Genomic DNA, 21,386 nt, shown 5'->3' with positions numbered 1-21,386 from the left:
CCGAAGTTGTCTGTTGCGACCACTCGCCGCCGTTCCGCGGCCCGCTCCTGCGAGTGGGCCACATGCCGGAGTCAGCGAACCTCTACCGTTACCTTCGGAATGTCCCCCGTGAATTGCGACATCTTCTCGGCGCCGATCGCCTCGACCACCGGCGTGCCGAGGTCGATGCCGACGTCGACCGTCTCGTCGGCCGAGAAAATCATCGGCTGGGTGTGGTCGATGCGGCCTTCGGCGACCTTTTCGTCATTGACGAATAGCGTGGCCATGCCGCCCTTGCCAACGCCGCCGCCGTCGTAGGCAAAGTCGAAACGCACGGTCGACTTGCCCGGATTGAGCGGCTTGCCGGCGGCGATGGTCTGCGACTTCAGGCCGAGAAAGTTGTAGGTATAGGCAGGAACGCCATCCTTGACGTACAGCGCCCAGCCACCGAAACGCCCGCCCTGGACGATCACGGCACCATTGCCGCCGCCTTTCGGCACGTCGAGCACGGCGGTGATGGTCTTTGACTTGTTCTTGACACTGATGAAGGCGTTCTCCATCAACCCGGTCATGCCCTTGGCCAGCGTCAGCGAACTGCGCCCGGCATAGAGATCGGTGCGGCCGACCATGGACGGGATGGCGCGCTCGAAGAAGCGGTCGTCGATCGGCAGGACGCTGTACTTCTCCGCTTCCTTCAGGAACAGTGCCTGCAATTCCTTCACCTTGTCTGGATTGCTGGCGGCCAGATCCTTGCTCAGGCTGAAGTCGGCGCGCACGTCGTACAGTTCCCAGACATCGTCCTCCAGCGCGCGGCGCGGCTTGGCTTCCCAGGGCGCCTTGTGTATCGTCCCGGCCAACCAACCGTCATGGTAAATGCCGCGATTTCCGGCGATCTCGAAATACTGCGTGACGTGGCGATCCCTGGCCTTGGCATCGTCAAACGAATACACCAGGCTGGTGCCGGCCATCGGGACCTGCGGAGTGCCGTTGACCACTTTCGGCTCCGGCAGACCGGCCGCTTCGAGAATGGTCGGGGCGATGTCGATCACATGGCCGAACTGGGGGCGCAGCTCGTTCTTCGCCTTGATGCCCTTGGGCCAGTGGGTGACCATGCCGACGCGCGTGCCGCCGAAGCTGGAGGCGACCTGCTTGACCCAGGTGAAGGGCGAATTGAACGCCACCGCCCAGCCGGCGGCCATGTGCGGGTAAGTGCTCGGGCCGCCCCACTGGTCGACGTGCTTGAGCATGTCGGGCACCTGCTCCGGAACGCCATTGAAGTAGGTGTACTCGTTGAACATGCCGTTCGCACCGCCCTCGGCGCTGGTGCCGTTGTCGCCGGCAATGTAAAGCACCAGCGTGTTGTCCATCTGACCCGTGTCTTCCACCGCCTTCAGCATGCGACCGATCTCGCTGTCGGTGTATTCGAGGAAGGCAGCGAAAACTTCGGCCTGACGGGTGAACAGGCGCTTCTCGTCGGTCGAGAGGCTGTCCCAGTCCTTGATCGCTTCGGGTTTCGGCGCCAGCTTGGTGTCTTTGGGCACGATGCCCTGCGCGATTTGCCGCGCCAGGGTGTCCTCCCGCATCTTGTCCCAGCCCTGATCGAACTTGCCCTTCCAGCGCGCGATCCATTCGTCCGGCACGTGGTGCGGTGCATGCACCGCACCAGGAGCGAAATAGACGAAGAAGGGTTTGTCGGGCGTGATCGCCTTCTGGTACTTGATCCAGGTCGACGCCTTGTCGGTCATGTCGGCCATGAAGTGGTACTTGGGATCGTGCGGCAGTTCGACCGGGGTCACGCCGTCGAACAGGTAGGGCGACCATTGGTTGGTCTCTCCACCGATGAAGCCGTAGAACTTGTCGAAACCCTGGTGCGTGGGCCAGCGGTCGAAGGGGCCGGACACACTGGTTTCCCACGCCGCGGTTTCGTGCCACTTGCCGAAGGCCCCGGTGCTGTAGCCGTTCAGGCGCAGCATTTCGGCCAGTGGTGCAACGGTGTCGGGAATCTGGCCGGTGGCACCGGGGAAAGCGGTTGCCATCTCGGTGATGAAGCCCATGTTCGCGGTGTGATGATTGCGTCCGGACTTGAGCGCGGCGCGGGTCGGCGAGCACAGGGCGGTGGTGTGGAAGTTGTTGTAGCGCAGGCCGTCATTGGCCAGCCCCTCCAGCGTCGGCGTGTCGATCGGACCACCGAAGGTCTTGGTGGCGCCCATGCCCAGATCGTCGATCAGGATCACCACCACGTTTGGTGCTCCCGTGGGCGCCTTCACCTCGGGCTTTGAGGGCGGCACGCTTACCTTGCGCGCGTCCAGCTCCTCGAATACCTGCGGGTTCGGCAACTGGATCGGCAGAATCGTGCGATCGGGTTCGAATGTTGCCGGTGCTGCGGCCAGGGACGGTCCCGATGCCACGACCAGCAAACCAAGCACGACGACACGACATGTCCTGACGGCGGTGTTTTCCCTGGTGCGCGGGCCGCAGATCGCGCTAGTGGGCATGCCGGGTTCCTTGTTCATCTGTGAACTCATGGTTGTTGCACCACGTATACGAGGTTGTTGCCCTGGAAGGTCGGGCGGAAATAGGTGCCGTTGCAGAGGTAGTACTCGATGCCGCTGATGGGCGCCGACACGCACCCGGCGGGCAGGGTGCCGACGATCGTTCCGACGGCAAGCGGCGCGCCAGCCGTCGGCGGTGGCGCTGCGGCCGGCTGTGCGGCCGGCTGTGCGGCCGGCTGTGCGGCCGGCTGTGCGGCTGCGGCCGATGTGGCCGCGGCGGCGCTGGTCGCCGCCGCAGTGGAGGAGGTTGCCACGACCGTACGCCGCGTCGTGCGCCGTGCCACGCCTGCGACGCTGACCGGCGTCAACGGTGCGCCGACTATGGCCTGTGCCTCGCTGATCAAAACGGGGTGCGCACCGGTGACCGGGATGAGTTCGGCCGCGGCGAGAACAAGGAAGGATGCAGCGATAAGCTTAAGGGGAGAGATTTTCATGGTGGATTTCTCGCGGCATCAGCGTGACGGGACAGGCATGAACTCGACCGGCCTGGCGTCCGCAGGCGGCACGAAGCGAAACTGTGCGTCGGAAACCTTCGGTGCCGGGTCAAAGTTCAGGATATTGACGGTGAATTGCGGCGCGCCGGCCACCTCCCGCGAGGTGATCACGTATTTGCACGGAACCGCCTGCTTGCCATCGCGTACCCACAGCTGCCAATCGACATCGATCGAGCGGTAGGCCAGGTGATGGCAGCGATGGCCGCCGACGGTCGCCATGCCGACATAGGTGCCGGTCTTGACGTCCTGTGTCAGATGCTCGTAGGCGTGGCTGTCGATCAGGTCGGCGCCCGGGGCGATGATGTCGAGCTGGGTCCGGGCAAATTCCAGCATCGCGTCGACGTCTGCGGGCGCAGGTACGGTTGCGTAGTGCCTGCTGCCGGGGTTGTAGAGCGTCAGCGTCTTGCCGTCGTAGTAGAACGCCTGGTCGATGATGTCGCCGCGGCGTTCCGCCATCAGTTTGTCCGGCCGCGAAACCGTAACTGTCGCGGGGGAGGTGAACTGGATCTTCTGCCCATCTATGGTGACCAGTTCGAGCGTGCTCTCGGTCTGCGCGCTGAATTGCTTGAGCGCGCCTATATAGGTCGTCATGGCGCGCAGCACCTCGTCAGCCTCGGGGTCGACCGACTGCGCGAACGCGAGCCACGGCATGCAGGCCACGGCCAGCGCGGCGGCGGCGAGGAGGGGCTTGGTTTTGGTGGTTTTCATGGGAGTCCTCGGTTGTCGTTTTTGGTGGGCTGTATCAGGCGCTTCGATATGCATAACGGATGCATGTCGTTCACGTGCCCGAGCCACCGGCGTTCTGGCTTGTGCGGCTTCAGCGCACCCCGACCCGGTTCACCGGACCGCCCCGATTTCCGGGCGCGACACCCACGCCCGGCGCCCCGACGCCGACGGTGGACCGTCTTGCGACACCCGCAACACTGACGGGTGTCACTGGCGCACCGACCACCGCGCGTGCCACAGCGACGACACTGATCTCCTGGGTCGAAGTGATCTCGCCGTTTGCGCCCCATCCGGCAACAACCAGGCAAAGTCCCGGCACCAGTTTGCGTGTGATGTTGGTCATTGAAGTTCTCCGGTTTGCGAGCCCTGCGGCAGTTCGTCGAGGTCGATCGGCTGACCACGACACTGAATTTCTCAAGTCACATCGCGGGGTGCGCCGGTATCCGCTTCGTGGCGCCTCCGACGTGGCAGGGCAAGCTCAGAGCGGCGTGCACGAGCCGTACAGGACGAGCGCCCGCTTGCGGCGCGCAAGCGTCAAGCTCATCTCTCCCGAGTCCGAATCGATCACGATCGTCCACCCGTATCCGTCCTCACGGCCTTGCAGAAGCATTTGATCCGCGGTGTTCTCCTGCAACAGGATCTCGGAGGACACCTTGGGGCCGATCACCGCCTTTTTCTCGAAGTCGAAACGCATGAATGCCGGTGCATCGACATCCTCGGGCAAGACGGTGAAGCATTCGTCGCCACGCACGCAGTCCATCACCGTGACCGGGGCGCAGATCAGGGCCTTCGAGCCGTCGAAGTCGCCCGCCACGGCCGCCGTCGCCACCACGGAAAGTGCGGCGATCGAAATATTCCTGATGAGTCTCATGATTGCCCTTTACCTGATCGTGTATCCACGACCTTCCATGCACGCCGAATGGGCGCGGTAGAAGGTGTTCAGCTTTTCCTGCTGCTGGGCCTGAGACTGAGCCTGCTTGGATCGCTGGTTCTGGCGCGCGTGCGAGCCACCGACCACAACGCCCACTCCGGCCCCCTTGCCTGCGCCATCGCTGCCGCCGAGAATGCCGCCGATCACCGCGCCACGCACCGCACCCGCCACACGCTCACCGCCGCCTACCGCCGGCCCCGGTGCCGGAGCCGGCGCCGAGGAGACAGCCGCCGGGTCGATACCGGTCGTGCCCTTGGCCCAGTTGTGGCATTCCTTGTCGTCCTTTTGCTGCTGTTGCGCGCTTTGGCCCTTGGCCGGATAGGCGATGGGAGCGGCCTGGGCCGGACCGACCCCGACCATGGCGGTCGCAAGGGCGGCAAGCAGCAAGTTCCCTCTACTGATTCGGTTCATGCAAGTTCTCCAACCTGAAAGTCATCGCGCGAACAGACGCCCCGTGGCTCCTGGCTGCTGCACGTGGCCTGTCGGTGTTCGCCGCCAACTTGATCATTTTCTAGCGCCCTTCATCGCCACCGGCTCGACCGCGATGGCCAGCGACTCGATGTAGTCCGCTTCAACCTGGTCACCTGCCTTCACGACCTTGAAGTGATCCGGGTTCCTGACGTCGAGCTCGATGATGTTGCCGTCCGGCCCCTTGAGGGTGACCGTGCTCATCTTCGGATCCACGGCGATCACGTCGGCGACGATCCTGACTTCACGGCCGACGATGCCGGCCGGCTTGTCGCCCGGCATGGCACGAGCGGCGCCGCTGCTTTCCGTGCGCTCGCGCAGTCCGCCGCCCTTGCGTACGTGCAGGCTGAGCGCGCGGATGTAATCCACGATCACTTCGTCCCCTACCGCGATCTGGGCAAAACTTCTCACCTGATCACCCGCCACTACGTTGAAGATGCGGCCTTCCGGGCCCTTCAGGGTGATGGTCCGCGTCGTCTTGTCGATGGCGGTAACCATGGCCGAGGCCTGGATGGCCTCCACCATGGATACCTGCCCCGGTGTGTTCGACTCCGCGGTGACGGCGACGGGCGTCTGCTGGGCGAAAGCCGGCAGTGAGGCAAGGCAAAGGGCCAGTGAGCCGGTGATGAGCAGTCTGCGCATGTTCTGTTCCATTCCGTGTATTGAAGAGTGCTATTGGCGGACAGGGCTGAGGGTGGAACCGAAGATCCACTGATCTCGATTGCCGCAGTCCTTGATTGATCCTGCCGGTTACGAGCGGTGCTCCGTTCTGTCGTCAGGAGCACCGAATCGATCATTTCTTTGCCCGGGCTGTTTCCATGAAGGCGCGCGCATCCTTGGCCCAGGTGTCGATCACTGGCTTGAGTTGGTCCAGGGTCAGCTTGTCTTCCATGCTCTTGAGTTCTTTCCCTTCGCCCTCGCGCATGCCGGCCCCGATGACGTTGCCGCTCTCCGTGTCCACCAACTCATATTCGACCGCCAGCGACGCCTTCTTCTCGGTCTGGCCCCTGGTCACGATGAATGCAACCGGGATCATCTGATAGGCCTTCAGGCCCATGTTCTTGCCCCCAGCAGCCGTGATCGCGGGGCGGAAGCGCAGGGTCTTGGGACCGGGTTCGTCGACCAGTTTCACAACGCCTTTCAGTTCGCGGCGCAGCGCTTCGTCGAAGTAGGCGGTGATCTGGTTGAGCGTCGCCATGCTCACCTGCTCCGTAGCCATCGGTGCAGGGTAGAAAACGGATTTGTCCAGCATCACCGCTTGGTAGCCGCCCAGGCTGATGCCCGGCGCAATCCAGCGCATGGCCTTCATTCCGGAGGCGGATTGCACTTCCTCGAGCTTGGAATAGGCGTTTCCGAGAAACCCGGGATTCGCCCCTTCTTCCGACTTGTTCTGGGCGGTGGTCGAGCAGCCTGTCAGCACGAACGTGGCGACCGTCATACTCATCAAACATGGCAGAATGCGCATCTCAGTGCTCCTGGAAAAAAGTTACAAATCAGGGTCTATGCTGAGGATGCTAGTTCCGCACGGGGTCCGCGGATATTGGGCTTTGGTCCAACGGGGGCGCTGACAAGCACAGACGTGCTGTCACGTGGTTTTTGTTGGCATGCAGATTCGCGACGATCGTTGCCTGCTTTTTCGCTTGCCGACAACTCTTTTGGGTGAAACATGAAAGAGAAGTGTTGGCGATGGTAGTGAGTGCGGTCCCGGTCATTCTTGCGATGCTCGTCGCGGCGACGCTGACCCTGGCTGCGGTACACCTGTTCGTCTGGTTCGAGCTCCGCAGGGCGTCCGGAGGGCTGCTCCTGTCGCTGGGGGCCGCCGTGGCCCTGACTGCCATGGTGTACCTCGAGTTGCGGATGATGCAGGCCCGGACCCCCGGCGAGTATGGCGCCGCGCTGCGCTGGATTCATGTGCCGGTTTGGCTGCTCATCATGGTCGTGGCCGGGTTCGTCCATTTTCATCTGAAGGTCGGACGACGATGGCTCGTCTGGTCGGTCTTCGGCATCCGCACGCTTGCGTTGCTGCTCAACTTCGCCGTCGGCGAGAATCTCAACTATCTCGAGATTACCCATCTGCGGCAGGTCTCGTTTCTCGGCGATGTGGTTTCGATCCCCGTGGGCGTCCCGAATCCGCTGATGCTCGTCGGCCAGTTGAGCCTGATCCTGCTGCTGGTTTTTGTGGTCGATGCAACGATCGAGTTGTGGCGGCGTGGGGAGCGGCAGCGGGCACTGATCGTCGGGAGCGGCATCGCGGTCTTCGTGCTGTTCCCAACAGCGGAAGCGGTTCTGGTGGTGTTGGGGGTCGTCGACTGGCCGCCCACCGTGAGCCTGTTCTTTGCGCCTCTGGCGGCCGTGATGTCGTACGACATGAGCCGGGATGTGGTCCGCTCTGAACTGCTTGCCCGAAAACTGCGGACAAGCGAGTCGACACTGCATCGGACCGAGGAGCGCCTGAAGCTGGCGACGGAGGGCGCACGCCTTGCGGTGTGGGAATGGAATATCGATCGTGACGAGCTCTGGTTTGCGGAACACGGTCTTGCGCAATTCGGTTTCGCACCCGATGAGCGGGTCGATCTGGCCAGATTCCTGAGTGCAGTACATCCCGAGGACCGTGACGGGATCCTGCAGGCGGTGGCGCTTTCGCGTCGGGATGGCGCCCGCTACGAACATGACTATCGCATCCTGCTCCCGGACGGGCAGATACACTGGGTGACGGCGCGTGGACGGGTCGATGGCGCCGTCGACGGCACCGAGGGGGTAATGCGCGGAGTCCTGTTCGATATCACCGAAAGAAAACGGGCCGAGGAGCGGTTCAGGCGCGTCGTCGAGGCTTCGCCCTGCGGCATGATCATGATGGACACGGCGGGCATGATCACCTACGTCAATCCCCAGGTGGAAGCGTACTTCGGCTACGCCTGTCCGGATCTCATCGGCTGCTCGATCGAGCTTCTGTTGCCCGAACACCTGCGATCGGCGGAAGCCCATGACACGGCTCGCGACTGTGCCGACCCCGCGGAACGCATACCGATGGAGGACGACGTGGTGGGGCGGCGCAAGGACGGGAGTAAGTTTCCGCTGCAGGTCGGCCTCAGCCTGTTGCCCGGTCCCGCTGGAAAGACGCTGCTCGCCACTGTCGTCGATCTCAGTGAACTCAAACAACGTGAAGAGCAGCTGTGGCGGGACAAGGCCTTCCTGCGGCAGGTTATCGACATCAATCCCGGTCTGATTTTTGTGAAGGACCCTGACGGTCGATTCACGCTGGTCAATCAGACCGTTGCCGATCTGTACGGCACGACGCCGCGCGAGCTGATCGGCAAGACGGACGCGGATTTCAATCCCGATGTCGACGAAGTGGCGGCTTTCCTTCGCGCCGACCGCGAAGTTCTGGCGACACGCCGGGAGCAGTTCATCGTCGAGGAGAGAATCACCGACGCCAACGGGGCCTGCCACTGGCTGCAGACGATCAAGCGTCCCATCGTCGAGCGGGACGGCACCGCACGACTGGTGCTCGGGGTCAGCACCGACATCACTGCGCGCAAGGCGACGGAACTGGAGATAGAGCTGCAGCGCAACGAGCTTGCTCATCTGTCGCGGGTGACAATGCTGAGCGAACTGTCAGGTTCGCTCGCGCACGAACTCAACCAGCCGCTCGCCGCGATTCTCAGCAACGCCCAGGCGGCGTTGCGGTTTCTGGCAAGCGACGCGCCGGACCTGAACGAGGTCAGCGAGATCCTGCGCGACATCGTCGAGGACGACCGGCGTGCCGGCGGGGTCATCCAGGGCCTGCGCCTGCTGCTCAAGAAGGGCGAAATGCGGCTCGAATCGATCGACCTGAACGAAGCGGTGCGGGCAGTGCTCAGGTTGGTCCGCAGCGACATGCTCAATGCAGACGTCGGGGTGAACACAACGCTGGCCCCCGATCTGCCCAACGTCAGGGGCGACCGGGTACAGTTGCAGCAGGTTCTGCTCAACCTTGTGGTCAATGCCTGCGATGCGATGTCCGCCGAGCCGGTGGAAGACCGGCGGCTCAGCGTCACGTCCGCGATCTGTGGCGATGGGCTGGTAGAGGTCTCCGTCACCGACCAGGGGCGGGGCATTGTCGCGGAGGATCTGGAACGGGTGTTCCAACCCTTCGTGTCGAGCAAGGCGGAAGGACTGGGGCTTGGTCTTGCGGTATGCCGCAGGATCGTCGAAGCCCACGGAGGCCGTCTGTGGGCAGCTCACAATTCGTCAGGGCGCGGTGCCTGCTTCTGCTTTACGGTGCCCGCACATTCGGGAGATTCGACTTGAGCGGACAGACTTCCACCGTATTTGTCGTCGACGACGAGCTTTCGGTGCGCAAGGCGACCGCGCGCCTGCTGCAGTCGGCCGGTCTGACCGCGTCGACTTTCGCTTCGGCACAGGAATTTCTCGAGGCCTACGATCCGGATGTCGCTGGTTGCCTGGTGCTCGACTTGTCGATGCCGGGGCTGAGCGGACTCGAACTGCAGAAGGCATTGCTCGCCTGGGGCGATCCCCCGCCGATCATATTTCTTACCGGCCACGCCGATGTGCCCGACACGGTACAGGCGATGAAGGGTGGGGCCGTCGAGTTCCTCACCAAACCGGTCGAGGATGAACGCCTGATCGACGCTGCCCGGTTTGCCATCGAAAGGGATGCCGCGGCGCGTGCCGAGCGCGCCGAGCTTGCCGAGATCCGCGCTCGCCTTGCCACCCTGACGCCGAGAGAGTTGCAGGTTCTCGCCTACGTCGTGGCAGGGCGGCTGAACAAGCAGACTGCTGCGGAACTCGGTACGGTCGAAAAGACCATAAAGGTGCATCGCGCACGCATCATCGAGAAGCTGCACGTCCACTCGCTTCCCGAGCTGGTGCTGCTTGCTGCGCGGGTGGGCATTTCGCTCACCCCCGAGAAGTAATTCACCGGCCTGGTCGCGGAACTTCCGTGGGTGGTTAGCCCAAAGGCCAATTACTGGCCGCTTGCGCAACTGCTAAGTTCGCGCAATGGACACCCTGCGGCCCCACATTGCCGTTGTCGATGACGAAGACTCCGTGCGCCGGGCGCTCGAGAGGCTGCTGCGTTCGGCTGGCATGAATGTCGAGACCTTTGCGACCGGCGTCGACTTTCTCGCCGGTATGGAAGGCCGCTGCCTCGACTGCGTCGTACTGGATCTGCATATGCCCCGGGTGAGCGGCTTCGAGGTTCAGCAACAGCTGGCGCGCCTCGGGTACAGCGTACCGGTGGTCGTGATCACCGGCCACGACACCCCAGAATCCCGTTCCCGTGCGCTGGCGGGCGGGGCGGCCGCCTATCTGCTCAAGCCGATCGACGAGCAGGTGCTGCTCGACGCCATTCACGCGGCGATCCCGAAACCATGATGGCTGCTGTTCAACCTTCGATCCTTGCGATCGAACGAAAGGAGGATGACCATGAACTTGACGACAGATACCACCCAATGCGGTCAGGATGCGCGTGATCACAAGCGCTGTGCGCCGCGCAGTCTTGCAGCTCGCCTATGCCTGGGGGCTGCGCTGACGATCGGCGGATCCGGGTTTGCCTCTGCTCAGTCCATGACCACCCCGGACGAGGGCTGGCAATTCGAGATCACGCCCTATGTGTGGATGGCCGGGATGAAAGGTGACGTTCAGTCAGGCAGTCTCCCCAAGACGAGCCTCGACGTGGGATTCTCCGATGTCGTCGACGTCCTGGACTTCGCGTTGATGGGTGCGTTCGAGGCCCGCAGCGGTCGTTGGGGCATCCTGGTCGATGCCCAGTACTTGAAGGTGTCCGATTCGGCAACCGCGAGCCGGACCGCGGCAGGGCCCGTCGGCGCGAGCTCGAGGGTGGACGCCGACGTCACCGTGGAGCAGACCCTGTTTGCCGTTGCCGGCGCCTTCCGCGTGTCGACCGGTCCGACCATGGTCGATGTGCTCAGTGGTTTGCGTTACATGCGGCTCGATGTCGAGGCCGATATCGATGCCAGTCTGTTCGGCCCGCTCGGCGGCGGCGGCGCGAGGACGGTTTCTCGCAGCGGCCGTGAGTCATGGACCGATCCGTACATCGGCGTGCGTGTCCAGCACCCGGTTTCCGATCGTCTGACCCTCATGGGCTACCTGGATGTGGGCGGCTTCGGGCTAGGATCCGACTCGACCGTGCAGGCCATTGCAGGTGTGAGCTACGACTTCTCCAGGACCATTTCAGGCAAGCTCGGCTATCGCTATCTCAACGTCGACTATGACGACGACGGCTTCCTCTTCGACATGGAAATGCAGGGCGCTTACGTCGGTGTGGGTTTCCGTTTCTGAGGTTTTGGAGTGCACGCTCGCTCTGCATAAACATAAACAACCGGTAATCGAAATCCATGATACATGGAGCACGCATCGCGCCCGTCACCGCCGTGGCGCTTGTGCTGGCCGCACTCGCATCAAATTGCGCCGCGCAGCAGACGGAGGAGAGTTCCGACGACAGCGCCGAACTGGCGAAGAAGCTTGCCAACCCGATTGCCAGCCTGATCAGCGTCCCGGTGAAAGTCGATTGGGATACCGGCATCGGCCCGGGGGACGCCGATCGAACCACCTACGTCGTTCAACCCGTCATCCCGTCTTCGCTGAGCCAGGACTGGAATCTGATCTCGCCCACGATCGTCCCCTTCATCGACGCGCAAGCGCCCGCCGCCGGGGCGAGCAGCGAATCCGGGCTGGGCGATGTCACCCAGAGCCTGTTCTTTTCGCCCAAGGCGCCGACCAGCGGCGGCTGGATCTGGGGTGCGGGACCGGTCCTGCTCCTGCCCACCGCGACCAACGACGCCGTCGGCAGCGAGAAGTGGGGCGCCGGGCCCACGGCGGTCGTACTCAGACAGGACAGTGGCTGGACCTATGGCATGCTGGCCAATCACATCTGGTCATTCGGCGGCAGTGATAGCCGCGACGACATCAGCGCCTCCTTTGTCCAGCCTTTCCTGTCATATACCACCAGGACTTACACGACCTTCAGCCTGAACACCGAGTCTACCTACGATTGGGAGAACGAGCGTTGGACCGTGCCGATCAACCTGTCCGCGAGCCAGTTGGTGAAGTTCGGCAAGCAGCCGGTGAGTTTTGCACTGGGCGCGCGTAAGTACGTGGAACGTCCGGCAGGCGGCCCGGACTGGGGCTTGCGTTTTACGGTGACCTTCCTTTTTCCGAAATGAAGCATCATTCGGAGCGTGTTCAAATGGGCTCAGTCAATGGCAGGCTTTGAGGATTACGACCGCAATGTCAGGGAGATCGAACTCGAGATCGAGCGCAAGGGCATTGCCCTGGGGATCGACTGGAGTGATGAGCCGCAGGTGCGTGCGCTCGCCCGGGAAGCGCTTGCGTACCACTCGGCGCCGGGCACGCTCGCCCATGGCGAACCGGTCGACTTCGCGCTCAAGGCCAGGATCGATCTGTTCGGCCTGGCGTCGCTGATGCTCCAGACCATGGAAGAGAGTGCAACGCTGGACATGGAAAGCCATGGGGGGCCGGTATGGAAGGCGTTTGGGCGGGCCTTGTGGGAGGAGGCCGGGGCGAAAGAGTAGGCCGCGGCGACCGGTCAGCGTGGCATTGCACTCTTGTCATTTGCCCGCGACGACGTCCCGGCGTCGCGATTGGTTCTTGATGCACGCCAGCGTTCAAGCAGCCACACCGTTGCCCATGCGTAGAGCGCTACCCCGATAAACAGGGCAACGCGGGTGGCCGAAGCGGTGTAGACATCCTTGCCGATGGCAGCATCCTCAATGGCGGGCCCCAGCAGGATCAGCATCGTCACCAGCGCGTTGGCCCAGAACGACGGGGGGAAAGTCGTGGACTTGACTCGGAATAGCCTCACACCCACCCAGAGCGCCGCAGCCACCATCCATAAGGTCAGCATCCACAGGTTCGGCCGCAGCGACAGACCGAGCCAGGCCAGTGCCGCCATCCATGCCCCCATCACTGTGGATCCCACCAACTCACGTCCGGCCGAACGCGCGTTGGTGGCGCCGGCCTGCAGGCCCAGCGTCACCGTTTTCATGATGGCCGCCAGATAGAAGGCCGGATTGGTCAGCGCCAACACGAATACGGGCATGACGACCAAGGTAGCCTGCAGGGCGCTCCAGCTTGCCGTTTCCGCACTGACGGGGGCGGGCGCTGGCGTGTTGGCGGCCACCGGCGGGTCGGGGAAAAAAACGTGTGACACGCCGCTGACCAGAACGCCTGTGCCGAGCCCCACCCCAACGGCCACGCTGAGGACGGTGGTCAGGGCCTGATCGGCGACACCGGCCACGGGAATGAAGGTAAAGGCGATCACCAGGAAGATCGTTAGTGGACTGGCGCTGCGTGCGCCGGCGAAGAACACCGCGTAGAGCACTGCGCCGGTCACCACGACGCCGGTCACAGGGTAGTTTTCCAGGACTGGAACCATGAGCACGCCCGCCACCAGCAGGGCAGCGATGACAACGGCCATCACCGCACCCTTCAGGAACGGAATCGGCGGCCCGGGTTTGCACAGCAACAACACAGTCAGCACGCAGACAACGAAGGGTAGGGGCAGCGCAAATCCGTAGGCGATCAGCACGGACAGGCCCAAGCCTACGCCCAACCGCAGTACCGCTTTGTCAGCGCGGTTCATATAGGCATTCAATAGAGATACGAAAAGTAGCTCAATACTCTGATGTAGACCCCGGCGAGCCAGTTCATCACGGTGTGGTCCCCGGTGAAGATCAGCACGTCGGCCTGGCCTCCGATTCGCGCTCCACGCAGTCGCTCGCGTTCGGACGGGTCGAATTCGACGGTCACCGGAAATCGCTGTGACTGCCGGAGCCAATCGCGGCTGTTCTGGATCTCAGGCAGGGCGCCGGGTTGAGTCGGCTTGCCGGGGCTGATGCCGGTCCCAACGCTACGTACGCGCCCCGTCAGAACTTCGCCCGGCATCACGTCGAGTACGATCGCGACCTTGTCACCCGGCTTGACGTTGCCGAGGTTGTTCTCGGTCATGTCGGCGCTGATCCACAGATCGTGAAAGGCGATCAGCGTCATCGCGGGCGCGCCGGCCTGCACGAATTGCCCGGCATCGGTGCGCAGGTCGGTCACCGTACCGCGGGCGGGTGCAAGCACCTGAGTACGTTTGAGATCCAGTTCGGCCTTCTCGATCGCCGCCCGGGCACTCGCCAGTTGTGCGTTCTTGTCACCGCTTTCGCCCGCTGTCTCCTGAGCCTTGCGCAGATCCGCCTCGGCCTTCTTCTCCTGACTTTGGGCCGTGAGCCGGTTGGCCTGCGCGTTCTGGACGCGGCGGACAGAGAGCGCGCCTGGATCTTGCGCAAAGATCTGTTCCAGTCGTGTCGCATCCTGTTGTGCGTAAACGCGACTTGCCACTGCCGCCTGCAATGACGCCTTGGCCGCCTCCACCGACGCCGTCGAGGCATTGACCGAAAGTCGCACCGACTCATAGTCCGAACGGCTGCGTTGCAGCGCGATACGGTACTGAGTCGGATCGATATCGAACAGAGGCTGCCCGGGCTGCACCTCATCGTTGTTCTTGACGTGCACCTTCAGCACCTTGCCCGACACCTCGGCCGCCACCGGTACGACGAAGGCCTGAACCCTTGCCTGGGAGGAATACGGGGACAGGCGATCGGAAACGAAATACCAGGCCAGGCTTGCAACGATCAACACCAGCACGATGATCGCACCGCGCCGGCTTCCCTTGCCGGCCGTGGCCGGCGGTGGAGATTTCTCGCCAGTCAGAGGCGGGGTCTCGTCCGGCTTCGTGGATTCTTCTCCAGTCAAAGCCGGGGGCTCGTCCGGTTTGGTGGATTCTTCGCTCTGGGTCATGGCTGCCGTTCCTGAAGGGTGGTTCGAGCGTCAGCGCCAGGCGCCGGTAATGGGGCCAACAGCAGGCCTTTCCATTGACTGCGTCGACTCATGGTTTCGCGCGTCTCGTCGTCCACGGCGGGCCGGCTTCGCCCCTGTTCCCAGCCGCCACCCATCGCCTTGAAAAGCTCAATCAGGCGCTGCGTGAGGTTGCCGCGGCTGGTGACGAGAAGGTCCTGCTGGCCAAAAAACACTCGTTGCGTGTCGAGCACCCGCTCGAAGTCGGTCAGCCCTTCCCGATACTGGATCGTGGCGATGTCCAGCGAGCGCTGCGCGGCCTTTACGGCGCCTTCGAGCAGCGCGATCTGCTCGCCGCTCTTGGCGAAGCCGACGGCGGCGTCGTCGACCTCACGGGCCGCGCGCAATACCGCATCCTGATATTGTTCGTAGAGCTGCTGGAACCGGGCATCCTGGACCAATACGGTGTTGGTGAGCCGACCATGATCGAAGACGTTCCAGACCAGGCTCGGCCCGAAGCCCCAACTCAGCACATTGGGCGACCCGCGCACGGACGTGCCCGACAGTCCAAGCAGTCCGAACAGCGATATTGACGGATAGAGATCCGCCATGCTCACGCCGATCAGGGCAGACTGAGCAGCCAGCTGCATTTCCGCTCCCCTGATGTCCGGACGGCGGCGCAGCAGATCGGCCGGCATGTCGACGATGACTTCCAGCTCAGCCTGCGGGATCACGTCCTTGCCTGCGGCCATTTCAGGCAACGGGCCCGGGGGCCTGGCCAGCAGTATGCTCAACGCATTCTGCGTCTGGCGCAGCACGCTCTCGAGCTGAGGTATGGTGGCCAGCGTGCCGAGATATTGGGCCGTCGCCTGTTGCACATCCAGTTCGGACTCGGTGCCGCCCTTGTACAGCCGCTCGGTAATCTCCAGGCTGCGCTTTTGCAAGGCTGCATTCTGGCGGGCGATTACCAGTCTCGCCTCCAGCGTACGGATCGAACAGTAGAAGCTGGCCGTTTGGGCGGCCATCAGCACCTGCAGGTCATCATACTGGGCGATGCTGGCGAAATAAGCGGCATCCGCGGCCTCTACGTTGCGGCTGAACTTGCCCCAGAAATCGAGTTCCCAACCGACCTGCAGACCGGCGCCGAACGAGGTCACGCTGACGTCCCGAGCGCCCGCCCGTTTCTCTCCCGCCCGGAGCACCTCGCCGGTGACCTGCTGAACTTGCGGGTAGAGCGTGCTGCCGGCAATCCCGAGTTGGGCGCGCGCTTCCATGATGCGCAGACCGGCGGTCCGCACGTTAGGATTCACGCGCTGTGCCTCGGCAACCAACTGGTCGAGCACCGGGTCGTTGAAGTTGCGCCACCACTCCTGCGTCTGTGTACTGCGTGGACCTCCCGAGTCAACGGCCAGCGACTTGAGGGAACCGTCCGTCCAGGCGTCCAGCCAGGGTACTTCAGGTTGCCTGAAGTCAGGCCCCACCGTAGTGCAGGCGCTGAGCAGTGCGGCCCCTGCCATAACCACCGTCCGCACGCTCCACCGAATTACGGACATGGCGTCCATCGCCGGACAGGCAGGACATCGCCGCTCTCGAATACGGTCTGCCGTTCTCGGATAGCACGGCATAGTCAGGCCATGCTGCGGTAGAGCCTTACGATGGCAGCTTCGAGGACGAGCATCGCCACAACGACCACGATCAGGGCCACGATCCCATGGAGGGGCCCGCCGAAATGCAAACGGTCGCCCAGGGTGAAGACGAGCGCTTCGAGAATAACGAACTTGGACCCGAACAGCACCAGCCAGGCGCTGAAGAAGCGCATGAACTTGTTAACGCCTCCCGGTCTCGCGCTGAAGAAGGCGGCAACCCGATGCTCCAGGACAATCGTGAGCTTCAGGAGCACCTGGAACAGCACGGAGGCGATCAGGATGACCGTGAACGAGTCGGCAGCGACGTAGTCCCAGTATTCGACGAACAGGCCCAGCACCACGAGATCCACGAGGGTTGCGGTGAAGTAGCGCATGAACGCCCGTTGCCTGCTCGAGGGCGTGTGCTCAAAGGTCTCCCACAGAGAGTCGCTAGCCGTTGTCGTCATTCGCATTCTCCCCGGTTGGACGCGCCTCGGTTGGACAATGGCGCGAGCAGTGGCAACATCAGAATCACCCGTGGAAAAATACGCATGACATTTTCTCCAGGCAGGGAGCAGTTTCGGATCAACCTGCGGACATGCTACTTTTGCTCCGTATCGCTGCCTATTGGGCTTTGGTCTAACACTCGGCATTTCTGGTGTTGGCTGCATTCACCGGCCTGCAGCATGTCGGGATGTTTGGCAGCGTGACCGTCCCGGTTGCGGTGGGCGTGCCCACTCCGTGGCCATGGTCAGGCGAATTGGGTCCGCTGTTGCTTATCCTTTTCGTGGCGGACGCATCGATCACCGTCCGGAGTGGGCATCGTGCTCGGGCAGACGGTGACCGCCGAGAAGTCGTCAGCCCAGCAACTTCCTTTCGATATCGTCCAGTGCCTTGCGCACCTCGACGAGAATCAGCCGGTCCGCGAAGTCCTGATCGATGTCCGGGACGTCCCAGCCGAAGATTGCGCGATAGCGTTCGACCAGGGCCTTTACGTCGGCAATGATGTCGTCGCGATATTCTTCCAGTTCCAGCTGTTCGATTTTTGCCACGTCGGTTCTCCAGAGTGGTGGGTGTCACGGTTCAACCGGAACCCGACTGAACCTCGATATCCTTCAACGCCTGTTTGACCGCGGTGTCGACCGCCGCCTGGCGTAGCTCGACGGCTTTGACGCGCGCCTCCAGTGTCTTCCGCGCTTCATCCGCCTGTTTCTGGAGTATCGGTGCGTCGGCAAGTTCCTTCTTGAGCTTGGCGCTGTTGAGCAGCGCGATCTGGGTCTTGGTGGCTTCCTGGTCGTGTTGGTAGCGGTCGGAAAGGACCTTGGTGTAATCGCTCAAGGACTCGGCCAGTGTGTCGGCGATCTGTGCCGCCGGGTTGTCGAGGCTGCGATTGGTCTTGGCGCGCAGCTCAGGGAGCTCGGGCAGGCGCAGGATGGTACCCGGCCGCAACTTGTTGATGTCCTTGAGCTGCGGATTGGCCTTCAGCAGCGCCGCTTCGGCTTTCTCGCGTTGTTTGGGGGTGAGCCGAAGGTAAAGCTTGTCGGCGATTTCGGCGACGCTTTTCTCGCCACGGAAGCTTGCGATGGGCATGCCTGTTCTCCTTCAGACCCCGATGATGTTGGTCAGGCTCAGGTCGTTTGGTACGGGGGTACCCCCTTGTACCCGGATGTTGCCGGTGCTGGTGTTGCCGATGACGATGGCGAGTCTCTGCTGCGGATGCAGATGCAGGGTGTCGATGTCGCCCAGCGCGATGAGCCGGTTGTTGCTGACGTTGAGGGTGCGCGCGCCGAGCTGCCCGAGCAGGGGTTCCCTGCCGCCTTCACCGACCGTTACGCAGTGGTTGTCGGCGAACAGGCAGCTATCGACCGCGGCGACCTGATTGAGCGGCACCCGGGTGAGGTGGCCGCGCAACTGGTTGCCGCGGATGGAGACCGCGGATGGGCGCAGCGGAAGCGCCAGGATGCGGTTGGCGGTCATCAGATAGGCGGTGTCCGCGCCTGCAAAATAGCTGGCGGCCGCGAGATGGGTGACGGCCCCTGCCGGCGCCGGTGCGATGTCGATCGCCCGCCACTCGACGAGGGTGAGATTCGGGTTTTCGTCGGCGATGCGGTCCATGCTGTTGTCGTCGACCGCCACCCGGTCGAAGGGTGGCAGCAGGTGGGCCGCGGCGACCGGGCCGCTGATGCGGTCCGGTCCGATGCCATGGAAGCGATTGCCGGCGATGCGCAACTGGCCCACCGCGGCCGTGCGCAGGCCGTCGATGCCGGGGCTGCCGATCGCCTCGCGCGCGACATTGGCGATCAGGTTGTCGAGCACGTCGCCGCGTTCCACCCGGATCAGTTGTACGCCGGCGAAGGCGGTCGCGACGTTTGCCAGGGCCTGGCCCAGGTTGGCGAACTGATTGCCGGTGACGGCCAGATAGCCGGCGGCACCGCGTTCCGACATCACCAGTGCGCCGCGCCCCATGCCGTCGACCATGTTGTCCGAGATGATCGCGTTGTCGATGCGCTGGAGGATCGCGATCGCGTCACCCTGCAGGTTGCGCAGGCGATTGGCGCTGATCCGCACCCGGTCGAGTGCGACCGGGTCGAGGCCTTCTTCGAGCACGATACCGTTGCCGCTGCGCTCGCCGAAGCCGGAGATTTCATTGCGCTCGACGGCCAGACCGTCCACGCCGGCGCGAATGCCGTCGCCGGCGGTGTAGATCACGTTGTCGGCGACACCGAAAGTGGAGCCGGGCAGCACCGCACCGGTGGCGACAATGGCCCCCTGGTTGCCGACCAGCATCAGGCTGTTCTCGATGCGGGTGGTACCGAAATGCAGGCTGGTGCCATCGAAGCTGACCGCACGCTGGCTGCAGAAGAACAGGTTGCGCGCGGCGCGCAACTCGCCGGTGAGCACGTAGTTGCGGTCGCCGCCCGCGACGGTGGCGATGCCGCGCTCGGCAACGATGGCGCAATCGGTGATGCTCGGGCCGAGCACGTTGCCGGACAGGCCGATGCCCACACTGGTGCCGTCGCCCACCGCCAGGCCGACGATGTTGAGATGTTCGGCGCGCAGGTCGACCACGTTGCGCGCGCCGATCACGCTGGTGGTGCCCGCGTTCGCCGCCGAGCCGATCACGGTGAGGTTCTCGAGTGCCACGCCGATGCTGTCGGTGATGTCGAGGATGCCGCCAGGCGCGCTGCCGACCAGCAGGGTGGCCCAGCCCTGGCCGCGAATGCGCAGCGAGCGCGCGTCGTCCACATTCAGCCCGGTGCCGATGTCATAGCTGCCGATACCCAGGCAGATGGTGCCGCCGGTCTCCTTGATGCCGTCGATGGCCTGCTGCAGCGTCGCGGCGCCGCTGTTGTGGCCCTCGGCGCTGACGCACACCGTGCAATCGCAGCCTTCGCCTTCGGCGATCGGCGGCCACAGCGTGCGGCAGTCGGTTTCCCCGTCGGGAAAAGAAACGGTCGCCAGTCGCGCGTAGTGGTGATGAATGCCCAGCGGCGGGGCGCGGTCCAGGACCTCGATGCTCGCATCCACGCTGCGTGCGGCGAACACCCACCAGTCGCCACTCCTGAACGCGCCCCCGGCCGGATCGATATCGAACTCGACCAGAATGCCGTGCTCGAGGAACAGCCGCGTACCCGCCGCCGGGATGGTGATCTCGCCGCTCGCCAGCGGGTCGTTCAGGTTCTGTACCGCGGTGCCGTCCTCGCGTCGTACCTGGCCGGACTGGTCCCAGCGCCGCACGCGGGTGTTGCGCCCCGGATCGGTGGCTTGCTGGGCGTTGGTCGGGAAACGCCCGGCCGGCAGTGCGATGTCGAATTCCAGCGTGCGGGCGGTTTCGTCCACCCCGCCGGCCACCCGGACGCGGCGCAGCTCGCCGGGCAGATTGTTCAGCTCACGCCAGTCGTCGGTCACTTCCACCCAGTCGCCGTCGTGGAAGCGCAGCACATCGTCGCGGCCGATGCTCTCGACCGTGATCCGGTCGCGCGCCGGGTTGATGTGGGTCACCCGCGAGGCGACCGTCGCGTTGTCGCGCGACCACTTGAAGGTGGCCGTGCCGAGCGCGCCGCCGGTGTGCACCTCGACCCGGTAGAGCTGGTTCTCCAGCCCGAGGTAACCGGCCGCCGGTGGCACCTGACAGGGGTTGGACTCGAAGTCGGGGGTGCCGGTGGCCGTGCTCAGACGCCCCGCCGACGGCGCGATGGTGGCCTGCCAGTCGGGAATGTCCTCGTCCGCCGTGGCGCAGCCGATGTCGCCCCGACCCGGCAGCACCTTGACCTGCCATACCGTCTGGCGGCGCCCGGTGGTGTCGACGCCCACCGCCTTCTCGACCAGATCCGGCACCTGCAGTGCGGTGACATCGCGCTGCCACACGTCCACATACACCAGATGCGGGCCGCCGTCGGGCAGGGCGGGCGGGTCGGGGTAATAGGGCTGCGCGCTGTAGTTCAGCGCCGTGGTGCCGGTCAGCTCGGCCAGGCGGGGCTCCCACTCGTCCGGAGCGGCACCGTGGTTTTCGGCCCGCAGGCCGTCCACATAGATGCGTCCGACGCCGATGCTCAGCTCACCGCCGTCCGCCTCGATGCGAAAGCCGTCCGGGGTGATACGTGGCACCACGTTGCCGCCGAAGGTGTCCAGGGTGCCGGCCTGGAGACGGCGTGCCAGCTGGGCGACCCATTCGTTCCAGTCGGCGTCCAGCTGGACCCGGCCCTGCTGCATGACGACCCCGAGAAAGTCCTCGCGGGCGTCGAAGCGGATGCGGCTCAGATCGAAACTCATGATGTGGACTCCC

General features: G+C 63.9%; 21 protein-coding genes. 6 read left to right on the top strand and 15 right to left on the bottom strand.

The window, feature by feature from the left end; genetic code table 11:
- Window positions 1-71: 71 nt before the first annotated feature.
- From AC3A35_RS08805 to AC3A35_RS08770, 8 genes are all read right to left on the bottom strand, one after another.
- The gene (locus AC3A35_RS08805) at window positions 72-2,492 is read right to left on the bottom strand and encodes an arylsulfatase (protein ID WP_487435665.1); all 2,421 of its coding nucleotides are present in this window, start codon (window positions 2,490-2,492) and stop codon (window positions 72-74) included.
- Between the two features lie 8 nt (window positions 2,493-2,500).
- Window positions 2,501-2,965, bottom strand: coding sequence for a hypothetical protein (locus tag AC3A35_RS08800; RefSeq protein ID WP_487435664.1), 465 nt, complete (start codon window positions 2,963-2,965; stop codon window positions 2,501-2,503).
- An 18-nt stretch (window positions 2,966-2,983) separates the two neighbouring features.
- Window positions 2,984-3,733, bottom strand: a complete 750-nt coding sequence (locus AC3A35_RS08795) for a DUF2092 domain-containing protein (protein WP_487435663.1) — start codon at window positions 3,731-3,733, stop codon at window positions 2,984-2,986.
- Between the two features lie 109 nt (window positions 3,734-3,842).
- On the bottom strand, window positions 3,843-4,094 hold the full coding sequence (locus AC3A35_RS08790) for a hypothetical protein (protein ID WP_487435662.1): 252 nt from the start codon (window positions 4,092-4,094) through the stop codon (window positions 3,843-3,845).
- A gap of 135 nt (window positions 4,095-4,229) precedes the next feature.
- Window positions 4,230-4,622, bottom strand: coding sequence for a hypothetical protein (locus tag AC3A35_RS08785; protein WP_487435661.1), 393 nt, complete (start codon window positions 4,620-4,622; stop codon window positions 4,230-4,232).
- Window positions 4,623-4,631: 9 nt separating this feature from the next.
- Entirely contained in the window at window positions 4,632-5,093 is a 462-nt protein-coding gene (locus AC3A35_RS08780; protein WP_487435660.1) for a hypothetical protein, read from the bottom strand.
- A 93-nt stretch (window positions 5,094-5,186) separates the two neighbouring features.
- Entirely contained in the window at window positions 5,187-5,804 is a 618-nt protein-coding gene (locus AC3A35_RS08775) for a hypothetical protein (protein WP_487435659.1), read from the bottom strand.
- Window positions 5,805-5,943: 139 nt separating this feature from the next.
- Window positions 5,944-6,615 (bottom strand): DUF3313 domain-containing protein, encoded by a 672-nt coding sequence (locus tag AC3A35_RS08770; RefSeq protein WP_487435658.1) that lies wholly within the window; start codon window positions 6,613-6,615, stop codon window positions 5,944-5,946.
- A gap of 221 nt (window positions 6,616-6,836) precedes the next feature.
- Here AC3A35_RS08770 and AC3A35_RS08765 point away from each other — a divergent pair, with 221 nt between their 5' ends.
- The 6 genes from AC3A35_RS08765 to AC3A35_RS08740 all read left to right on the top strand — a co-directional run bounded on the left by AC3A35_RS08765 (window position 6,837) and on the right by AC3A35_RS08740 (window position 12,706).
- Entirely contained in the window at window positions 6,837-9,440 is a 2,604-nt protein-coding gene (locus AC3A35_RS08765) for a PAS domain S-box protein (protein WP_487435805.1), read from the top strand.
- On the top strand, window positions 9,437-10,066 hold the full coding sequence (locus tag AC3A35_RS08760) for a response regulator transcription factor (protein ID WP_487435657.1): 630 nt from the start codon (window positions 9,437-9,439) through the stop codon (window positions 10,064-10,066). The genes AC3A35_RS08765 and AC3A35_RS08760 overlap by 4 nt, the downstream gene beginning before the upstream one ends.
- Before the next feature lie 85 nt (window positions 10,067-10,151).
- On the top strand, window positions 10,152-10,526 hold the full coding sequence (locus AC3A35_RS08755; protein WP_487435656.1) for a response regulator transcription factor: 375 nt from the start codon (window positions 10,152-10,154) through the stop codon (window positions 10,524-10,526).
- A gap of 45 nt (window positions 10,527-10,571) precedes the next feature.
- Window positions 10,572-11,453, top strand: a complete 882-nt coding sequence (locus AC3A35_RS08750) for a YfaZ family outer membrane protein (protein WP_487435655.1) — start codon at window positions 10,572-10,574, stop codon at window positions 11,451-11,453.
- Window positions 11,454-11,509: 56 nt separating this feature from the next.
- Window positions 11,510-12,337: a transporter gene (locus AC3A35_RS08745; protein ID WP_487435654.1), complete on the top strand. Its 828-nt coding sequence runs from the start codon at window positions 11,510-11,512 to the stop codon at window positions 12,335-12,337.
- A 36-nt stretch (window positions 12,338-12,373) separates the two neighbouring features.
- Window positions 12,374-12,706: a hypothetical protein gene (locus AC3A35_RS08740; RefSeq protein ID WP_487435653.1), complete on the top strand. Its 333-nt coding sequence runs from the start codon at window positions 12,374-12,376 to the stop codon at window positions 12,704-12,706.
- Between the two features lie 14 nt (window positions 12,707-12,720).
- Here AC3A35_RS08740 and AC3A35_RS08735 read toward each other — a convergent pair whose 3' ends face one another.
- The 7 genes from AC3A35_RS08735 to AC3A35_RS08705 all read right to left on the bottom strand — a co-directional run bounded on the left by AC3A35_RS08735 (window position 12,721) and on the right by AC3A35_RS08705 (window position 21,373).
- Window positions 12,721-13,776 carry a DUF2955 domain-containing protein gene (locus AC3A35_RS08735; protein WP_487435652.1) on the bottom strand — a complete coding sequence of 352 codons (1,056 nt, stop codon included), beginning with the start codon at window positions 13,774-13,776 and terminating at the stop codon, window positions 12,721-12,723.
- An 8-nt stretch (window positions 13,777-13,784) separates the two neighbouring features.
- A complete protein-coding gene (locus AC3A35_RS08730) occupies window positions 13,785-14,978 on the bottom strand; it encodes an HlyD family secretion protein (RefSeq protein ID WP_487435651.1) in 1,194 nt (397 codons plus the stop codon).
- Entirely contained in the window at window positions 14,975-16,492 is a 1,518-nt protein-coding gene (locus AC3A35_RS08725) for an efflux transporter outer membrane subunit (RefSeq protein ID WP_487435650.1), read from the bottom strand. Before AC3A35_RS08725 ends, AC3A35_RS08730 begins: the two co-directional genes overlap by 4 nt.
- 110 nt (window positions 16,493-16,602) lie before the next feature.
- Window positions 16,603-16,995: a hypothetical protein gene (locus AC3A35_RS08720; RefSeq protein WP_487435649.1), complete on the bottom strand. Its 393-nt coding sequence runs from the start codon at window positions 16,993-16,995 to the stop codon at window positions 16,603-16,605.
- 462 nt (window positions 16,996-17,457) lie between these two features.
- The gene (locus tag AC3A35_RS08715) at window positions 17,458-17,652 is read right to left on the bottom strand and encodes a hypothetical protein (protein WP_487435648.1); all 195 of its coding nucleotides are present in this window, start codon (window positions 17,650-17,652) and stop codon (window positions 17,458-17,460) included.
- Between the two features lie 31 nt (window positions 17,653-17,683).
- The gene (locus AC3A35_RS08710) at window positions 17,684-18,190 is read right to left on the bottom strand and encodes a LysM peptidoglycan-binding domain-containing protein (RefSeq protein ID WP_487435647.1); all 507 of its coding nucleotides are present in this window, start codon (window positions 18,188-18,190) and stop codon (window positions 17,684-17,686) included.
- A 12-nt stretch (window positions 18,191-18,202) separates the two neighbouring features.
- On the bottom strand, window positions 18,203-21,373 hold the full coding sequence (locus tag AC3A35_RS08705; RefSeq protein ID WP_487435646.1) for a DUF6519 domain-containing protein: 3,171 nt from the start codon (window positions 21,371-21,373) through the stop codon (window positions 18,203-18,205).
- Between the last annotated feature and the right edge of the window lie 13 nt (window positions 21,374-21,386).

Source organism: Azoarcus sp. Soil_N_20 (assembly GCF_057656155.1).
Note: the sequence above shows the minus strand (reverse complement) of the source record. Positions and strands in the feature narration are given on the sequence as shown.